Below are 17526 nucleotides of genomic sequence, written 5' to 3' on the forward strand. Positions count from 1 at the left end.
GGAAATCGCTTTATGATATGGCACTTGATTGCCGCTATTTTTGCTGCACTGGCCGCTGCGGGGATTGGTTTGATTCTGCGCAATCTATCTCGCAACCGGCTTCCTAAATGGATAGTGCCGGTGTTTGCGGGGCTGGGTATGCTCGGTTATCAGATTCACGTGGAGTACTCGTGGTTTGAGCACAAACAACAGCAGTTACCTGAATCATCCGTCATCGTCAGTAGTGCCACCGGAACAGAAGTATGGCGCCCATGGACGTTTGTTTTCCCCATCACGACCCAGTTTAGCGTGGTGGATAGCGACAACATTATTACCCGCGATATTGAAGGCGACCAGGTGGTAGAGTTTATTCTTTACCAGTTCATTCGCCGTCATACTGATTTTGTGTCTACTCAGCCCTACTTGCTGAACTGCGAAAGCCGTGAACTGGTGCCGCTAAGCAACGAGGCTGGCGAGGCGCAGTTGAGCGAACTTCGCCTCTTGCGCGAAACATCCACGCTGTTAGCCACCGTATGCGGGAATGCCGACGCATAGGAGAGACGCAAGCGTTGCTCTTCGCCTAGAATGGGGCTCTTTACACGCGCCGCTCGCTGGGCGAGATAAACGTTGGTGGGGGAAATAGGCATGTTTCACGGTGGGCTGCTGGTCGCGGTATCCTTTCTTTATATCGCGATTCTCTTCGGTATTGCCTGGCACGGCGACCGCCGTGCCCGCACCCACGGCGCCAGCCGCCGACGCCCCTTCATATATAGCTTGGCGCTGGCCATTTACTGCACCTCCTGGACATTTTACGGCGCGGTAGGCCAGGCAGCCACGGCAGGCTGGTCCTTTGCGAGTATTTTTGTTGGTCCTATCCTGACATTTTTACTGTTTTGGCCGGTTCTCGCCAAAATGATCCGCGTTGCCAAACACCAAAACGTCACTTCTATCGCGGACTTTATCGCCTCGCGCTACGGAAAGACGCAGTCGCTTGCCGCGTTTGCAAGCCTGGTCGCGCTGATCGGAACGCTTCCCTATATCGCGCTACAGCTAAAGGCTGTCTCGTCCACGTTTAGCGTGCTAACCGATGCCAGCGATAGCGTGGGAAGCCCGCTCTTTGGCGACACCGCCTTTTATATAGCCGTTATTATGGCAGTGTTTGCCATTTTGTTTGGTACCCGTCATACCGATGCGACCGAGCACCATGAAGGCTTGATTCATGCCGTCGCGTTTGAATCCATCGTCAAACTTGTCGCATTTATTGTGCTAGGCGCCTTTGTTACCTGGGGCATGTTCGATGGCTTGAGCGAGCTAATGGGGCACGCAGAGAGCCAGCTTGGCCTTCAGCGTCAGCTCGCCAACCAGGACTTCGGCCAAAGCTTTTGGGCACAAACGCTGCTCGCGATGCTGGCGATTCTCTGCCTGCCACGTCAATTTCATGTCGCCGTGGTTGAAAATATTCACCCGGATGACGCCACCAAAGCCCGCTGGCTGTTTCCGCTTTATCTGTTGGCTATCGCTTTTTTCGTTGTGCCTTTGGCCGCAGCCGGGTTACTGCTCTTTTCAGAGAGCGGCGTCGAGCCTGATACCTATGTGTTGGCGCTTTCCATGGCCTCGGGCCATGAGTGGTTAACGCTGCTGACCTTCATTGGCGGGTTTTCAGCCGCCACCGGCATGGTGATTGTTGCAGCAGTCGCCGTTTCCATCATGATTTCCAATGAAATTGTTATCCCGGCCCTGTTCCGGTTGCGCTGGTTTGATACCAAAGCCCGCGACTACGGACGCCTGGTCCTGCGAGCCCGTCGCATCACCATTGCTGTCGTGTTGGCGATGTCCTACGGCTTTTACCGACTCATCGTCGAGCTCACTTCGCTTGCTTCTATCGGGATGCTCTCCTTTGCGGCCGCCGCGCAGTTTGCCCCTGCGGTCATTGGCGGGCTTTACTGGAAACGCGGTAACCGGTTGGGCGTTATCGTGGGAATGAACGCAGGCTTTGCCATCTGGGTTTACAGCCTCTTGTTGCCCGCCATGACGAATGCCGGCGTGCTGCCCCTGGCATGGCTCTCTGACGGCCCGATGGGGATTGCCTGGCTCTCTCCCACTGCCCTTTTTGGCCTGAACCTGGGGGATAGCTTTACCCATGGCGTCATGCTATCGCTGGGCGTTAACCTGTTTTGCTATATCTTCATCTCCCAGGTGACCTCGCAGCGAGTGGTTGAGCGTATCCAGGCCTCGCTATTTGTCGATAGTGTTGAAACGCGCCAGACCTCGGTGAACCGCCCGTGGACAGGTGCCACGACGGTGGGCGACCTAAAAGTATTATGTGAGCGCTTTTTGGGCGCAAGCCAGGTGGAACGGGCATTTGAGGATTACGCGCGCCGCCTAGGCAAGCCACTGGACTACAGCACACGCGCCTCCATTGATGTTATTCAATTTACCGAGCGGTTTCTTGCCTCGGTACTCGGCGCATCCTCGGCACGCATTGTCGTTAACTCAGCGCTACAAGGACGCGGAATCGGCATTTCCGATGTTATCTCTATTGTGGATGAAGCGTCACAGGTACTGGAGTTCAACCGGGCACTGCTGCAGGCCACTATCGAAAACATTAACCAAGGGATTAGCGTTGTTGACCAAAATCTGTGCCTGGTCGTCTGGAACCAACGCTATCTTGAGCTGTTCCGCTTTCCCGACCATTTAATTCGCGTCGGCGCGCCAATTGATCGCATCTTCCGCTATAACGCTCATAACAGCGAATATGGCCCGGGCGACCCCGAAGAGCATGTCCAGCTACTGCTGGATAATATTCGCGAAGGTCACCCTCATCGCTACGTACGCTATCGTCAGGATGGCAGCGTGCTGGAAGTTCAGGGTAACCCGATGCCCGGCGGTGGATTTGTTTACACGTACCAGGATATTACCCAGCAAAAGCGGATTGAAGAGGCACTGATTCGTTCCGAAAACAATATCCGTATTTACACCGATAATGTCCCTGCGCTCATTGCCTACTTTGATAAAGAGTGCCGCTACCTGTTTACCAACCGCGCCTATGAGCAAGCATTTAACATTGATCGTAATGCGGTGATTGGCCGGCGCTTTGAGGATGTGCTGTCACTTAAGCAGTCAGAAGAGCGTGGCCCTTGGGTCGCCCGAGCACTGAATGGAGAACGGGTAAGTTTTGAAGTCTCCATGCACGTCAACGATGTCATGCGCCATATGCTGGTCACCTATACCCCTCACTTTGGCGACAGCCAGTCGATTCTGGGCTTTTTCTCGCTTTATCAAGACATTACTGAGCGTCGACAAGCTGAAATAGCGCTTGAAGAGACCAATGAAACACTAGAAGAGCGCGTTCGCGAGCGTACCCAAGCACTTTCTGAAGCCAACGCCGCCCTGCGTCAGGAGAACCGTGTTCGCGCCGAGGCCGAGCAGGCCCTGCGCCAGGCCAAGCAACTGGCAGAAGATGCCAACGCCTCTAAAACACGCTTTTTAGCAGCAGCAAGCCACGATTTATTGCAGCCGCTGAATGCTGCTCGGCTGTTTACGTCAGCGCTTATGCAAAACGTAACCACTCCGGATACGCAGCGTACCATCGGGCATATTGATAACTCGCTACAGGCCGCTGAAGAGCTGTTGAGCACATTGTTGGATATCTCAAAACTGGACGCCGGCGCGCTGACACCGCGCCGCAGCCACTTTGCACTCGCCGATATATTCCGCCCGCTGCGCGCTGAATTTGAAGTCATGGCCGATAACCGCGGCCTGGATCTCAACGTTGTGCCAACCCAGCTATGGGTTGATTCGGACCCGCAGATGCTGCGTCGGATCGTGCAAAACTTCCTTTCCAACGCGGTGCGTTATACGCAGGATGGGCATGTGCTGCTGGGCTGTCGTCGCCAAGGGCAGCGGCTTTTAATAGAAGTCTGGGACAGCGGCCCCGGCATCCCCGAGTCCAAGCTCACGGAAATCTTCCAAGAATTTCGCCGTCTGGATCAGGTATCACGTCACAAGGAGAGTGAAAAAGGCCTGGGGCTTGGGCTCTCGATTGCCGACCGCATGAGCCGAGTGCTTGACCACCCGATTAAGGTTCGCTCTTGGGAAGGTACTGGTACCGTGTTCTCCGTCAGCGTGCCTGTGGTAGCGGCCAGGGCAATCACCGCTGCCGAGCAAGAGCCTACCAACCGGCGCAGCGGCAATAAGCTAGCCGGTGCGCGCATTGTGTGTATCGACAATGAAACCCTGATTTTGGAAGGCATGACCGCCATGCTCAGCGGCTGGGGGTGTGAAGTCTTTACCGCCACCAGCATTGGGGGCGCTAAATCCATCCTGCGCAACATGGATGGCGACCCGGATGCAATCCTCGCTGACTATCACCTGGACAATGAAGTGACCGGCTTGATGGCTCTGGACGCACTGAGCGAGCGCTTATCGGGCGCGGTGCCCGGCATTGTGATTACCGCTGACCGTACCGAAGCCGTTGCGGACAAGGTCAAACGCGACGGCTATCAACTGCTGCTGAAACCGGTAAAACCTGCCGCCCTTCGCGCGCTATTGACCCGCACGTTACAGGCCAGCCGGGCCAATACATAGCCTACATGTACCGCAGAAAAAAACCGCTTACGTTGTGCGTAAGCGGTTTTTTTTAATCACGCCACGAGAGCGTTTATGACTCGACTTTAGGCGGCTCGACTTCCAGTTTTTGCGCCGCAATGACCGCTTGTGTGCGCGAATGAACGCCCAGCTTACGTAAAATCGCCGTCACATGGGCTTTAATCGTTGCTTCAGAAACGTTGAGCTCGTAGGCAATCTGCTTATTGAGCAGCCCTTCGGTTAGCATATTCAACACACGAAACTGCTGGGGCGTTAACGAAGCAATCGCTTCGGCAAAGCGCGACTCCTCTTCACTGGTCTCTTCCAACACGTTAGCCAACGCTTCTGGCAGCCAGACTTCGCCCTGAAGAATTTCGCCTACCGCTTCAGCAATCAGCTGCAACGACGATGATTTAGGAATAAAGCCCGAAGCCCCGTAGTCAATTGCCCGACGCACGACGTAAGGTTCATCACTGCCCGACACCACCGCCACCGGAATATCCGGCATTTGGCCACGCAACTGAATGAGCCCTGAAAAGCCATGCGCACCAGGCATGTGCAAGTCCAACAAGATCAGGTCGGCATCAGGATGGCGATTAACCACTTCCGTTGTGGCTTCCATGGTGTCGGCTTCGACAATCTCAGCCTGCGGGGCTAATTGGCGCAAGGCCTGAGTGAGCGCTGCACGAAACAGCGGATGGTCGTCTGCAACGATAAACTTATGGGCTACTGCCATGGATATTCCTCCGGTTCCTCGTGCAGCGGAAATACGTGCCGCTACGACGCTAGGCTCAAACGGTCAACGCATGGTACCCCAAGGTTTCTTCATGCCCAAGCATACCTGCATATTTTGTCATCATTATGTCACCCTTTTAAACGCAACAGTGCCGACCCTCTGGTCGGCACTACAACGCATAAGCGCAGCATGCTGCTATTTGCGCTCTTTTTGGCTGACACTCATCAACTTACGTAGCACTCATCACGCTTAAGCCACTGAGTAGTAAGCTACTATTGATTGGCTCGATGCTCAATCAATTCGTCAACCACTGAGGGGTCAGCCAGCGTGCTTGTGTCCCCCAGGCCATCACATTCGTTGGCCGCAATCTTGCGCAAGATACGCCGCATAATCTTGCCCGAGCGCGTTTTAGGCAGCCCCGGCGCCCACTGGATCACATCGGGGGAGGCAATAGGCCCAATATCTTTACGTACCCACTGGGTCAGCTCTTTCTTAAGCTCATCAGATGGCTCAATGCTATCGTTCAGTGTTACATAGATATAGATGCCCTGCCCCTTGATATCATGGGGGAAACCTACCACCGCCGCTTCAGCCACCGCCGAGTGAGCAACCAGCGAGGACTCTATTTCTGCGGTGCCCATGCGATGGCCCGACACATTAAGCACGTCATCCACACGTCCGGTAATCCAGTAATAGCCATCTTCATCACGACGGCAGCCGTCGCCGGTGAAGTACATGCCATCGTAGGTGGAGAAGTAGGTCTGCACAAAGCGTTCGTGATCGCCCCAGATAGAGCGCGCCTGCCCCGGCCAGGAATCAAGGATCACCAGATTGCCTTCGGCGGCGCCTTCCAGCTGGTGGCCTTCGTTATCCACCAGGGCTGGTTGTACGCCAAAGAAGGGCAACGTGGCAGAGCCAGGTTTTAGATCCATTGCGCCTGGCAGCGGAGAAATCATGATGCCGCCGGTTTCCGTTTGCCACCAGGTATCCACAATCGGGCAGTTTTCGTTGCCAATCACCCGATAGAACCACTCCCAGGCTTCCGGGTTAATCGGCTCGCCTACCGAACCCAGCAGGCGCAGGCTGTCGCGTGAGCTAGTGCTCATCACGTTGTCACCGTGGGCCATCAGAGCACGCACGGCAGTGGGCGCGGTGTACAGAATGTTGACCTTATGCTTATCAACAATTTCACCCAAGCGACCGTGAGTCGGATAGCTGGGCACGCCTTCAAACATCAACGTGGTCGCACCGTTGGCAAGCGGCCCGTAGACGATATAGCTGTGTCCGGTCACCCAGCCCACATCAGCGCTGCACCAATAGACCTCACCCTCTTGGTAATCAAACACATACTGGTGGGTCATGGCGGCGTAGGTAAGGTAGCCACCCGTCGTGTGCTTAAGTCCTTTAGGCGCACCTGTTGAGCCAGACGTATACAGGATAAACAGCGGATCTTCGGCGCCCATCGGCTCGGCGTCGCACACGGCTTGCTGTCGATCAACCAATTCATCAAACCAGAGATCGCGGCCTTCTTTCCAGTCGATGTCACCGCCGGTACGTTTTACGACCAGCACGTTCTTGCAGACGTCGGTGCCTTCGCGGGTAAGTGCTGAATCGACATTCTCCTTGAGCGGCACGTGTTTGCCACCGCGCACTGACTCGTCGGCGGTAATAATCAGTTTGGAATCGGCACCAATAATCCGCTGGGCTACCGCGTCGGGCGAGAAGCCACCAAAGACGACCGAGTGGACCGCACCAATCCGCGCGCAGGCAAGCATCGCCATGGCCGCTTCAGGGATCATGGGCATGTACATCGTCACCGTATCGCCTTTCTCAACACCCAGCGATTTCAGGGCATTGGCCAATTGGCAGGTGCGCTCATGCAGTTCACGGTAGGTAATATGCTTGGATTCATCAGGATTATCGCCTTCCCAGATAATCGCCGTTTGATCGCCGCGCTGTTCAAGGTGCCGGTCAAGGCAGTTGGCACTCACGTTGAGTACGCCATCCTCAAACCACCGAATATCCACATTATCCCGTTTAAATGAGGTGTTCTTGATGATGGTTGGCACTTTAATCCAATCAAGACGCTTGGCCTGCTCTGCCCAGAAACCTTCGGGATCATCCTTGGACTGCTGGTACATGGCCGTGAACTTTTCTTTATCGGCCCAGGCGTTGGCGGCGATAGCATCGCGCACCGGATAGACGTTTTGATGTTCGCTCATAGTTGCCTCATGTCCGTGGAAACGCACTCTCAATAGGAATGTAGTCGGTATTATTCTTTGTTGCCCCGACACCACTGAATGTTCCCCTAGCATAAACCTCCCTTAGGCGGCTTCCTCTTAGACATTGGTATTAACATTTTTTATTTAAAAAACAGCAACCTGGATGACTTTCAACAATTATCGTAAGCGCTATAGACCAACGTCTCCTGGCAATGACGACAACGATAGCGGCGCCCTTTGTTAACTAGCGCATGACGCCTGGCCGTCAACGGGTGTTCACGGCAGGCGCACTGATAGCGGTAAGGGGTGGGCTGAGCCTTATGAACGTCGAAGCGGTGGGTAACGTGAGGGGCTAGCCCAAACAAGTCCCGCATCACGGTTTTCCACTCTTGCCCATGCGGTTTTAAGCGTCGCCCATCACGTAGATGAAACACCAGCCAATGCGCCATCTCATGCGGAATCACATCGTTAAAGAACGCAGTACGATTGTCACTAAGCAAAATAAAATTAAACCGCAGGCCACCGCGCCCCAAATGGGCTTGCCCCGCTGAAGCGCCCTTTAAATCAAACCATACGCGGGGCCGCGGCAACTGCGGATACACTTCCAGGCAGCGCTGCCACGCTTGCTCGACCCGGCTTAATGCCGCTTTTTGTAGCGCCTCGGGTGACAGCGCCGCCAATTCATCTTCCGGCCAAGGCGGCAGCGGCAATGTGCCCGTTAGCGATGCGCCTATTAGTGATAAACTTGTCATTAATGAATGCCTAAATGATGGTTACCCATTAGTATCATTTTTTAAACGACCCAACCCATGAGGCTTGCTATGGCAGAGCGCCCCGACGATGCAAACGCGCCAGAGACTGTCCCTCCGCAGCCACTGCTGACCGATGAGCAGCTCGACAGGCTGGATGATTTCCTCGACTCAGACCAGGTCGATGAAGACGCGCTGGACTTGATCTCCGCCCACGGCTTTCTCGTGGCACTCGCGGTAGCCCCCAGCGAAGTATCACCGGCACAGTGGCTCGTTGAGCTGTTTCAAGGCGAACCGCGCTATGCCGATGATAACGAGCGCAATGAAATTGTTAATCTGTTAACCCTGCTGCGCAACAACGCAATGGCCGTGCTGGAGCAAGGCGGACTTCCTGAACTGCCTTTTGATTTAACCCTGGATGGGCTGCCTGCGGAAGAAACACCGATTGGCGACTGGTGCGCGGGCTTTATGGAAGGCGTCTTCAGCGATGAAAGCGCCTGGTTCCAGGAGGATGAAGAGGCCGCGGCAACACTGCTTTTGCCCTTTATGCTGCTTTCCGGGCTATTTGATGATGAGCCCGACATGGCCGAGATGGCAAGCGACACTGCACACCAGGAAACCCTGGTAGCACAATTGCCAGAGCTCGTGCTTGATTTGTATTTGCATTACCGCGTTCCACCGGAAACGCCCAAACCCAAGCCGCGCAAAAAAACGCCTGCCAAGAGCCGCAAGCGTCGCTAAGTCAGTGTTAATTCAACCCGGTATCGTTACTTAAGCCGGGTAATCACTGAATCCAGCGTACCAAATATCCATTCAAAGGCGCGCTGCTTCCAGGAGCGTGCGGCCCACTCCTCGGCCAGCACTTCCTTGCTGGCCGAAAAATTACGCTCAAACATAGCGCACACATCCTGAGCAAGCTGCTCGTCCATAACTTCCTGATTGGCCTCCAGGTTCCAGTGCAGATTCCAGTGGTCGAAGTTACACGAGCCAATACTCACCCAGTCATCCGCGAGTACAAATTTGGCATGAATAAACGTCGGCTGGAATTCGTAAATGCGTACGCCCGCTTTAAGCATCGACTGATAAAAACGTTGTCCTGCGTAACGTACGCTGGGGTGGTCATGCTTCGCACCGGGCAGCAAAAGGCGTACGTCCACGCCCCGCTTTGCGGCACGTGCCAAGCGGCGGCGCAGCGTAAACGTAGGCACAAAATAGGGCGTACAGAGCCAAAGGCGCTCCTGAACGCCGTGTACTTGCCGATAAAGCGAGTGACGAATCGCCTGATACCGGTAGCCCCGGCCCTGTATAACGCGGCCAGTTGCTCCACCATCGAACGCTTCTGTCTGGCGCTGTTTGGGAAGCGGCTCAGCAGGGCGCTTGTCCTCTGCGCGCGTTAAACGCGAGCGCCAAAGGCTGCGAAAAAGCATCTCCCAGTCGGCAATGACCGGACCTTCAATACGCACGGCAATGTCGTACCATGCCTCTAAAAATTCATCGACGGCGCCAAACCCACCGGTAAAAGCTATTTGCCCATCGACCACTATAATTTTGCGGTGGTCACGACTAAGGTTCCGGGCCAATGAGTGTAGCCCCACCGGATTGAAAAAGCGCAGCGCCACGCCCGCGTCAAGAAGTCGCTCGCGGTCGCTGCTAGCAAGCCCCTTGGAACCAAAGCCATCCAACAGCAGATACACCCTTACACCCCGCTGGGTTGCCGTTGTAAGTGCTTGTATAACCTGGTCAGCAAGCGCTCCCGACTCCATCAAGTAAAGCTCAACCAAGACATAGTGATTGGCGTGGTTGATGGCTTCAAGCATAGCGGGTAGAAAGCGAGACGCCTCGGGCAGCAGGGTAAACCGATTGCCCGCATGCCATGTCAGGGGCTGATACTTCATAGCGCTCTGCTCCTGATTAAATACGTCGTGAATGAGTAATGCGCGTCGGCTCAACGATGAAGCGACTGCTTAACATAGAGATCATAGCGGCTGGTCTTTCCCTCCAGCACATGCTGAGGCGCGGGGCCTGCAATCGGAGGGGCTTTACGGGGACGTTTTACCACCACTCGGTGTGTCGCTACCTCCAGGGCGGCCTCCAACAAACGAGGCGCATCATCGTCATCGCCCGCCAGCTCGCGAAACAGACGCATCTCTTTTTTAACCAGCGCCGATTTTTCTCGATGTGGAAACATCGGGTCCAGGTGCACGACCTGTGGATCAAACGCGGCATCGGCGACCAACGCTTCAAGCGACTGAGCCGCGTCGCCATGGCGCAAGGTCATGCGAGCGATGATATCAGCGATATCATGCGCTTTAGCGGCTCTCAGCAGACCGTCTTCCAGCAGCGCGGCAATCGCGTCGACACGCTCAACCAGCAGCACATGAGCGCCCAGTGCGGCCAGTACAAAGGCATCCCGCCCAAGCCCCGCCGTCGCATCGACAACGCTGGGCGTCACGCCTTTAGCAAGCCCACACGCTTTGGCAACCAGTTGGCCTCGCCCACCGCCAAACTGACGCCGATGGGCTGCTTTACCCGCCACAAAATCAACGCTTAGCGGTTTACCATAGCGTTTTTCATCCCCTGCCAGTACTAAACGCCCCTCGCAATACGTAAGCGCCAGTCCTTCTGGGAGTACGGCCTTTTCAGGCAGGCTCATGCCGGCTTTTTCCAGGCAACGTTATTGCGCAAATACACCGGCTGAGCCAGGTGAGCCGGCTGACCTAACCCTGCTGCTAAATCATCGGCACCCAACCAGGCCATTTCTTCAGCGCGAGGTTCCATATCAACCAGGTGCTGGCTCATGCGCACTTGCACCGTGGCTGCAAAGCGCTCCCAAAGCGTAAAACCTGAGCCTACCCCGACCCAGTCAGTTTCATCTTCAGGTAGCGAAAACGCTTCCGGGGCCAACACGGCTTCAGCTTGCTCCAGACTCACGCTATCGTTCAAACAGTGCCATGTGGCCGCGTAGATCTCGCCCATACGCGCATCCAGAGCAGTGACGATATAGCGAAAGTGAAAGCGCCGATGGGCCTGGAGAGCCAACGCCTTGAGCGTTGAGACACCGAGTAATGGGCGGTCCAAACCAAAGGCCAGCCCTTGTGCCGTTCCGGTAGCGATTCTCAGCCCGGTAAATGAGCCCGGCCCTTGTCCAAAGGCAATGGCGTCGAGCGTCGCCGGTGTAATCTGCGCTTCAGCTAACAGCTCGTCCACCATCGGCATTAACCGCCGAGTATGCGCACGCGGCGTCATCTCGTAGCGCGCTAGACACTCGCGGTCAGCGCCGTTCTGACGTAGCAGTGCTACCGAGCAGGCGCTGGATGAGGCATCTAGCGCAAGAAGGTGTAACGACATAGCAATTCCGCACTCGTGATAAGTATTCGAACATTATACCTTTAGTGCACCCATACGACGATGGCCCGCGCTTGGCGGGCCATCGGCTTAGCGAGCATCTTTTAATTAGCCAAGGGCTTCTTTTACCTGGCGCGTAATATCGGCAACGCTGCCTACGCCTTCAACACGGTGGTACTGGGGCGCTGCTTCAGCGTCCTTGTCTGCCCACTGCTGGTAGTAATCGACCAGCGGTGCCGTTTGATCGTGATAAACCGACAAGCGGTTACGCACGGTTGATTCCTGGTCATCTTCACGCTGAATAAGCTGCTCGCCCGTTACATCGTCTTTGCCTGGCTCTTTAGGCGGATTATGATCGACGTGGTAAACACGCCCGGATGCCGGGTGAACGCGGCGACCCGCCAGGCGGTTGACAATTTCTTCATCCGGGACAGCGATTTCAAGCACGTGGTCAATCTTCACGCCACCCTCTTTCATGGCATCGGCCTGAGGGATGGTGCGCGGGAACCCGTCAAACAGGAACCCATTCTCGCAGTCTGGCTGGCTGATACGTTCTTTCACCAGGTCAATAATGATCTGATCGGACACCAGGCCACCACTGTTCATTATCTCTTTAACTTTTAGCCCCAGCTCGGTGCCGTCTTTGATGGCCGCGCGTAGCATATCCCCGGTGGAAATCTGAGGAATCTTGAACTGCTCGCAAATATATTGAGCTTGAGTCCCTTTCCCCGCGCCGGGGGCACCCAACAAGATTAAACGCATGGCCACTGCTCCTTGAATGTAAAACGCAATAAAATGAATTAACCGACAATAACCGGGCCACTCATGCGGCACAACTCCCCAAAAGCCTGAGAAGGGTATTTTTGTAAGATTTTTTAAATAAAACAGCCAAGTGATGCAAGCCTCGCGCACTAGCTGCCTCGTTTGAAGTGCTAAACGCAAACGGCGCCCATCACTGGGCGCCGTTGACTAAACCTTATTGCAGCTACTTTCTCATATACTTCTTCGTGGATTGCCGTGATACCGCATCAAACAGCGCCACGACAATCCACATCATGCCGACAACCTGATTACAGCAACAAGCGGCGAATATCGGTCAACACATCCGCCAGGAATGCCGTGAAACGCGCAGCATCCGCACCGTTAATTGCTCGGTGATCATAGGAAAGCGACAGCGGCATCATTAAGCGCGGCTGGAAGGCACTGCCATCCCAAACCGGCTTCATTTGGGCTTTGGAAACACCCAAAATAGCCACCTCAGGCGCATTCACGATCGGTGTAAACGCTGTGCCACCAATCGAACCCAGGCTCGAAATAGTGAAGCAGCCACCGGTCATCTCTTCCCGCTTGAGCTTCTTGGTTTGTGCCTTTTTACCCAGCTCTGCCATGTCCTTGGCAATCTCGATCAAGGACTTCTTATCGGCATCACGTAGTACCGGCACCATCAAGCCATCAGGGGTATCAACAGCAATACCGATATGAACGTAGTTCTTCCATACCAGCGTTTCGCCATCGCCTTTTAAGCTGACGTTAAACTGCGGGAATTTACGCAGTGCAAAGGCACACGCTTTCACCAGGAAGGGCAGCGGGGTTAACTTGGCCCCCTGTGCTTCGGCTTCGGCTTTCATCGACTTACGGAAGTTCTCAAGCTCGGTAATATCCGCTTCGTCAAACTGGGTCACGTGTGGCACGTTGAGCCAGCTACGATGCAGATTGGTCGCGCCCATTTTCAACAGGCGACCCATCGGCTTCTCTTCCACCTCACCGAACTGGCTGAAGTCGACTTCCGGAATCGGCGGAATACCGGCGCCACCCGTGGCGGCAGCTGCTCCGCCCGATGCTTGCGCCTTGCCCTGGTTCGCAATGACCTGCTTCACATAGGCCTGAACGTCCTCTTTGAGCACGCGCTCTTTGGGGCCGCTGGGCTTAACCAGGCCAATGTCGACGCCAAACTCGCGGGCCAGCATACGCACGGCTGGGCCTGCGTGTACCAACTTGCCATCACGCGGCTTGTGCGCGGCCATTTGCGCTTCAGGGCTGGGCGTACCGCCTGCGGCTGATGCACCCTGCTTGGCAGTGCTCTTCTCAGCGGTTTTCTGAGCAGTCTCCTTCTTCGGCGCTGGCTTGGAAGCGGCTTTCTTCGCGCCCGCTACTTCCATATAACCAATGACATCGCCTTCAGAAACGGTATCACCCTCTTTAACGGTCAGCTCAAGGAGCTTGCCTTTATAGGGGCTGGGGACGTCCATGGAGGCTTTATCAGATTCCAGCGTGATCAACGGATCTTCTTCGCTGATCTCATCGCCTACTGCCACACCGATTTCAATAATCGGTACGTCGGTAGAGCCGGAAATATCCGGAACGCGAATCTCCTTGCGCTCTGGCTCGCCGCTGGCCGCGTCGTCTTCGCTGTCGTCGCTGCTGGTATCTTCAGGCTCGCTGTCGGATGCGCTCGCCTCTTCTTCAGCAGGCGATTCATCGTCAGCCTCGTCGCCACCTTCACCTTCGATTTCCATCTGGCCGATAACATCGCCTTCAGAAACCGTGTCGCCTTCTTTTACGGTAAACGCGACAATTTTACCGGTATGCGGACTCGGCACGTCCATGGAGGCTTTATCAGACTCCAGGGTGATCAGCGTATCTTCAGCGTCGATACTATCGCCTTCACTAACCGCGACTTCGATGATCTCAACGTTGTCAGAGCCGCCCAGATCGGGGACTTTGATATCCACGGTTTGCTTGCCGCCCGCGGCTTTTTTAGGCGCAGGCTTGGAAGCTTCCTGAGCCTGCTCTTTTGCCGGTGCGGCGTCTTCTTTCGAGCTGTCTTCTTTGGCGCTCTCATCAGACTGGCTTTCAGACGATGTGTCGTCGCTGCCTTCCGCTTCCAGCTCAACGATATCGTCGCCTTCGGAAACGGTATCGCCTTCTTTAACCAGCACTTTAACGACTTTACCGCCCTTCGGGGCCGGGATATCCATGCTGGCTTTATCAGATTCCAGCGTGATCAGGGTGTCTTCCGCTGCAATGACGTCGTCTTCCGACACCGCGATCTCGATGATTTCGACACCTTCGCTACCGCCGATGTCGGGCACTTTGATGATTTCGCTACTCAAGGTCGCGCTCCTTTCAAATCGGATCGAGCCGGCGGGTACTTAACCCGCCGGGCAGCGGTTTAGCTGGTCAGCGGGTTCGGCTTGTTAGCGTCGATGCCATATTTTTTCATGGCTTCGCCAACCTGCTTACGTTCAATCTCGCCACGCTCAGCCAGTGCACGCAGGGCCGCTACAACAACGAAGTAACGATCTACCTCGAAGAAGTAACGCAGCTTCTTACGCGTGTCAGAACGACCATAGCCATCGGTACCCAGAACAGTATAGTCACCTGGCACCCATGCACGGACCTGATCCGCATAGAGCTTCATGTAGTCCGTCGAAGCAATGACCGGACCGTCACGGCCTTCCAGACATTTCGTAACGTGCGGCTTGTTGGCCTCAACGTCCGGGTTCAGGAAGGATTCACGCTCAAGCAGCAGCGCTTCACGACGCAGTTCGTTAAAGCTGGTCACGCTCCAGATGTCAGCGCCAATACCCCAGTCTTTTTCGAGCAGCTCAGCGGCAGCTTCCACTTCACGCAGAATGGTGCCAGACCCCATCAGTTGAACGCGGCCCTTGTCGCCCTTCGTCTCACGCAGCAGGTACATGCCTTTGACGATATCGTCGACCGGTACGTTTTCAAGCTCCGGATGCTCGTAGTTTTCGTTCATCACGGTCAGATAGTAGAAGCAGTTCTCTTTATCAGTGAACATGCGCTTCAAACCATCCTGAACGATGACGGCGACTTCGTGACCGTACGTGGGGTCGTAGCTACGGCAGTTAGGAATGGTCGACGCCTGGATTAAGCTGTGGCCATCCTGATGCTGCAAACCCTCGCCGTTAAGCGTCGTACGCCCAGCGGTACCACCGACCATAAAGCCACGTGCCTGTAGGTCGCCTGCGGCCCAAGCCAAGTCGCCAATACGCTGGAAGCCAAACATCGAGTAGTAGATGTAGAACGGCAGCAGCGTAAGGTGGTTATTGCTATAAGACGTGGCAGCAGCCATCCACGCTGACATCGCACCGGCTTCAGTAATACCTTCTTCGAGGACCTGACCTTTCTGGTCCTCGCGGTAGTACATGATTTGGCCTTTATCCATCGGCTCATACTTCTGGCCTTCGGCGGTATAAATGCCGAGCTGACGGAACATACCTTCCATACCGAAGGTACGCGCTTCATCAGGGATAATCGGAACGACCAGCTTGCCAAGCTTCTTGTCTTTAACCAAGCCATTGAGCACGCGCACAAAGGACATGGTGGTCGATACTTCACGACCTTTTGAACCCGCCATTTGCGTGGCAAAGGTTTTATCTTCAAGCGTGGGGATTTCCAACGCTTCAAAATCGCTTTTTCGGCTGGGCAGGTAGCCGTTTAAGCGCTCGCGTTGCAGGTGCATATACTTAAGCTCGGGCGAATCATCTTCCGGCTTGTAGTACGGCACTTCCTTGAGCTGCTCATCGGAAAGCGGAATACCGAAGCGGTCGCGGAAGGTCCGCAGTGCTTCGTACTCCATGCTTTTCACCTGGTGCGCTTCGTTGGCTGCTTCACCATCGCCGCTGCCCATACCGTAACCTTTTACCGTATGCGCCAGGATAACCGTCGGCTTACCGTTAGAGGTATTGACGGCTTCATGATAGGCCGCGTAAACCTTGAACGGGTCGTGGCCACCGCGGTTGAGCTTCCAGATATCATCATCGGAAAGATCTTTAACCATCTCTTCGGTTTCAGGATACTTACCAAAGAAGTGCTCACGGGTATAAGCGCCGCCGTTAGCCTTGTAGTTCTGGTACTCACCGTCGACCGCTTCATCCATGCGCTTTTGAAGGATACCTTTGTTATCCTTCTCAAACAGCGGATCCCAGTGGCGACCCCAAACCACCTTGATGACGTTCCAACCAGCACCGCGGAAAACGCCTTCAAACTCGTCCATTACGCGGGAGTTACCGCGTACAGGGCCGTCCAGACGCTGCAAGTTACAGTTGATAACGAAGATCAGGTTATCCAGGTTCTCACGGCCTGCCAGTGAGATGGCACCCAAGGATTCCGGCTCATCACACTCGCCATCGCCCATGAAACACCAGATCTTGCGATCGTACATGTCTTTCATTTCGCGATGATGCAGGTACTTCATCACGTGGGCTTGGTAAATCGCCTGGATTGGACCAAGGCCCATGGAGACGGTCGGGAACTGCCAGTAATCCGGCATCAGCCAAGGGTGCGGATACGACGACAAGCCATCGCCATCTACTTCCTGACGGAATCTATCCATCTGATCTTCAGACAGACGGCCTTCCAGGAAGGAGCGTGCGTAAATGCCCGGCGCTACGTGGCCCTGGATGTAGATCAGGTCGCCAGCGAAGTCATCTTTAGGCGCACGGAAGAAGTGGTTAAAGCCCACATCATAAAGGGTTGCCGATGACATAAAGCTGGCAATGTGGCCGCCAAGCCCGGGGTTGGCCCGGTTATTACGAATGACCTGGGCAATCGCGTTGTAGCGAATCAAGGAGCGAATGCGACGCTCCATGAATAGATCACCAGGCATCCGCGCTTCACGATGAAGCGGGATCGTGTTGCGGTGCGGGGTTGTCACCGAGAAGGGTACCTTCATCCCGTCCCGGCGCAAGCGATCCGCCAGGCGGGTCATCAGGTAACGGGCGCGATCTTCGCCCTCACGATCCAGCACCGATTCCAAGGATTCCAGCCACTCCGTGGTTTCGACCGGATCGAGATCTTCTCTTGTCTCCAGACTCATAGAGGTCTCTCCGAATGACGATAAATGACATGAGCCCCGCCAACCCGTACGGGCTTGGGGCAG

At 55.2% G+C, this 17526-nt stretch carries 12 protein-coding genes; 3 read left to right on the top strand and 9 right to left on the bottom strand.

The window, feature by feature from the left end:
- Positions 1 to 12 precede the first annotated feature (12 nt).
- Positions 13 to 534, top strand: a complete 522-nt coding sequence (locus tag ACT3T7_RS16430) for a hypothetical protein (protein ID WP_444631608.1) — start codon at positions 13 to 15, stop codon at positions 532 to 534.
- A 90-nt stretch (positions 535 to 624) separates the two neighbouring features.
- Positions 625 to 4566: a hybrid sensor histidine kinase/response regulator gene (locus ACT3T7_RS16435; RefSeq protein WP_444631609.1), complete on the top strand. Its 3942-nt coding sequence runs from the start codon at positions 625 to 627 to the stop codon at positions 4564 to 4566.
- A 73-nt stretch (positions 4567 to 4639) separates the two neighbouring features.
- Here the strand turns inward: ACT3T7_RS16435 and ACT3T7_RS16440 are convergent, their stop codons facing one another.
- The 3 genes from ACT3T7_RS16440 to ACT3T7_RS16450 all read right to left on the bottom strand — a co-directional run bounded on the left by ACT3T7_RS16440 (position 4640) and on the right by ACT3T7_RS16450 (position 8276).
- A complete protein-coding gene (locus ACT3T7_RS16440) occupies positions 4640 to 5302 on the bottom strand; it encodes a LuxR C-terminal-related transcriptional regulator (protein ID WP_016916171.1) in 663 nt (220 codons plus the stop codon).
- 272 nt (positions 5303 to 5574) lie between these two features.
- On the bottom strand, positions 5575 to 7524 hold the full coding sequence (gene acs / locus ACT3T7_RS16445; RefSeq protein ID WP_444631610.1) for an acetate--CoA ligase: 1950 nt from the start codon (positions 7522 to 7524) through the stop codon (positions 5575 to 5577).
- A gap of 170 nt (positions 7525 to 7694) precedes the next feature.
- Positions 7695 to 8276, bottom strand: coding sequence for a SprT family zinc-dependent metalloprotease (locus ACT3T7_RS16450; RefSeq protein WP_087105989.1), 582 nt, complete (start codon positions 8274 to 8276; stop codon positions 7695 to 7697).
- Between the two features lie 69 nt (positions 8277 to 8345).
- Between ACT3T7_RS16450 and ACT3T7_RS16455 the strand changes: the two genes are divergently transcribed.
- Complete coding sequence (locus ACT3T7_RS16455; RefSeq protein ID WP_087105988.1) at positions 8346 to 9014, top strand: YecA/YgfB family protein; 669 nt, start codon at positions 8346 to 8348, stop codon at positions 9012 to 9014.
- Between the two features lie 26 nt (positions 9015 to 9040).
- Here ACT3T7_RS16455 and ACT3T7_RS16460 read toward each other — a convergent pair whose 3' ends face one another.
- The 6 genes from ACT3T7_RS16460 to aceE form a co-directional block, all read right to left on the bottom strand.
- Positions 9041 to 10168, bottom strand: coding sequence for a phospholipase D-like domain-containing protein (locus tag ACT3T7_RS16460; RefSeq protein WP_444631611.1), 1128 nt, complete (start codon positions 10166 to 10168; stop codon positions 9041 to 9043).
- Positions 10169 to 10218: 50 nt separating this feature from the next.
- Positions 10219 to 10926, bottom strand: coding sequence for a class I SAM-dependent methyltransferase (locus ACT3T7_RS16465; RefSeq protein WP_444631612.1), 708 nt, complete (start codon positions 10924 to 10926; stop codon positions 10219 to 10221).
- Positions 10923 to 11621 carry a tRNA (adenosine(37)-N6)-threonylcarbamoyltransferase complex dimerization subunit type 1 TsaB gene (gene tsaB, locus ACT3T7_RS16470; RefSeq protein ID WP_192527630.1) on the bottom strand — a complete coding sequence of 233 codons (699 nt, stop codon included), beginning with the start codon at positions 11619 to 11621 and terminating at the stop codon, positions 10923 to 10925. The genes ACT3T7_RS16465 and tsaB overlap by 4 nt, the downstream gene beginning before the upstream one ends.
- Before the next feature lie 105 nt (positions 11622 to 11726).
- Positions 11727 to 12380, bottom strand: coding sequence for an adenylate kinase (gene adk, locus ACT3T7_RS16475; protein ID WP_087105981.1), 654 nt, complete (start codon positions 12378 to 12380; stop codon positions 11727 to 11729).
- 308 nt (positions 12381 to 12688) lie between these two features.
- Positions 12689 to 14731 carry a pyruvate dehydrogenase complex dihydrolipoyllysine-residue acetyltransferase gene (gene aceF, locus ACT3T7_RS16480; RefSeq protein ID WP_444631613.1) on the bottom strand — a complete coding sequence of 681 codons (2043 nt, stop codon included), beginning with the start codon at positions 14729 to 14731 and terminating at the stop codon, positions 12689 to 12691.
- A 59-nt stretch (positions 14732 to 14790) separates the two neighbouring features.
- On the bottom strand, positions 14791 to 17463 hold the full coding sequence (aceE, locus tag ACT3T7_RS16485; RefSeq protein ID WP_444631614.1) for a pyruvate dehydrogenase (acetyl-transferring), homodimeric type: 2673 nt from the start codon (positions 17461 to 17463) through the stop codon (positions 14791 to 14793).
- Between the last annotated feature and the right edge of the window lie 63 nt (positions 17464 to 17526).

Origin of the sequence: Halomonas sp. 111 (assembly GCF_052379685.1) — a bacterium.
Lineage (GTDB): Bacteria > Pseudomonadota > Gammaproteobacteria > Pseudomonadales > Halomonadaceae > Vreelandella > Vreelandella citrativorans.

Coding starts and splice junctions, on each gene's coding strand:
- ACT3T7_RS16460 (WP_444631611.1), bottom strand. CDS start 10,168: ATGAAGTATCAGCCCCTGACATGGCATGCGGGCAATCGGTTTACCCTG.
- adk (WP_087105981.1), bottom strand. CDS start 12,380: ATGCGTTTAATCTTGTTGGGTGCCCCCGGCGCGGGGAAAGGGACTCAA.
- tsaB (WP_192527630.1), bottom strand. CDS start 11,621: ATGTCGTTACACCTTCTTGCGCTAGATGCCTCATCCAGCGCCTGCTCG.
- ACT3T7_RS16435 (WP_444631609.1), top strand. CDS start 625: ATGTTTCACGGTGGGCTGCTGGTCGCGGTATCCTTTCTTTATATCGCG.
- ACT3T7_RS16440 (WP_016916171.1), bottom strand. CDS start 5,302: ATGGCAGTAGCCCATAAGTTTATCGTTGCAGACGACCATCCGCTGTTT.
- acs (WP_444631610.1), bottom strand. CDS start 7,524: ATGAGCGAACATCAAAACGTCTATCCGGTGCGCGATGCTATCGCCGCC.
- ACT3T7_RS16430 (WP_444631608.1), top strand. CDS start 13: ATGATATGGCACTTGATTGCCGCTATTTTTGCTGCACTGGCCGCTGCG.
- aceE (WP_444631614.1), bottom strand. CDS start 17,463: ATGAGTCTGGAGACAAGAGAAGATCTCGATCCGGTCGAAACCACGGAG.
- ACT3T7_RS16450 (WP_087105989.1), bottom strand. CDS start 8,276: ATGACAAGTTTATCACTAATAGGCGCATCGCTAACGGGCACATTGCCG.
- ACT3T7_RS16455 (WP_087105988.1), top strand. CDS start 8,346: ATGGCAGAGCGCCCCGACGATGCAAACGCGCCAGAGACTGTCCCTCCG.
- ACT3T7_RS16465 (WP_444631612.1), bottom strand. CDS start 10,926: ATGAGCCTGCCTGAAAAGGCCGTACTCCCAGAAGGACTGGCGCTTACG.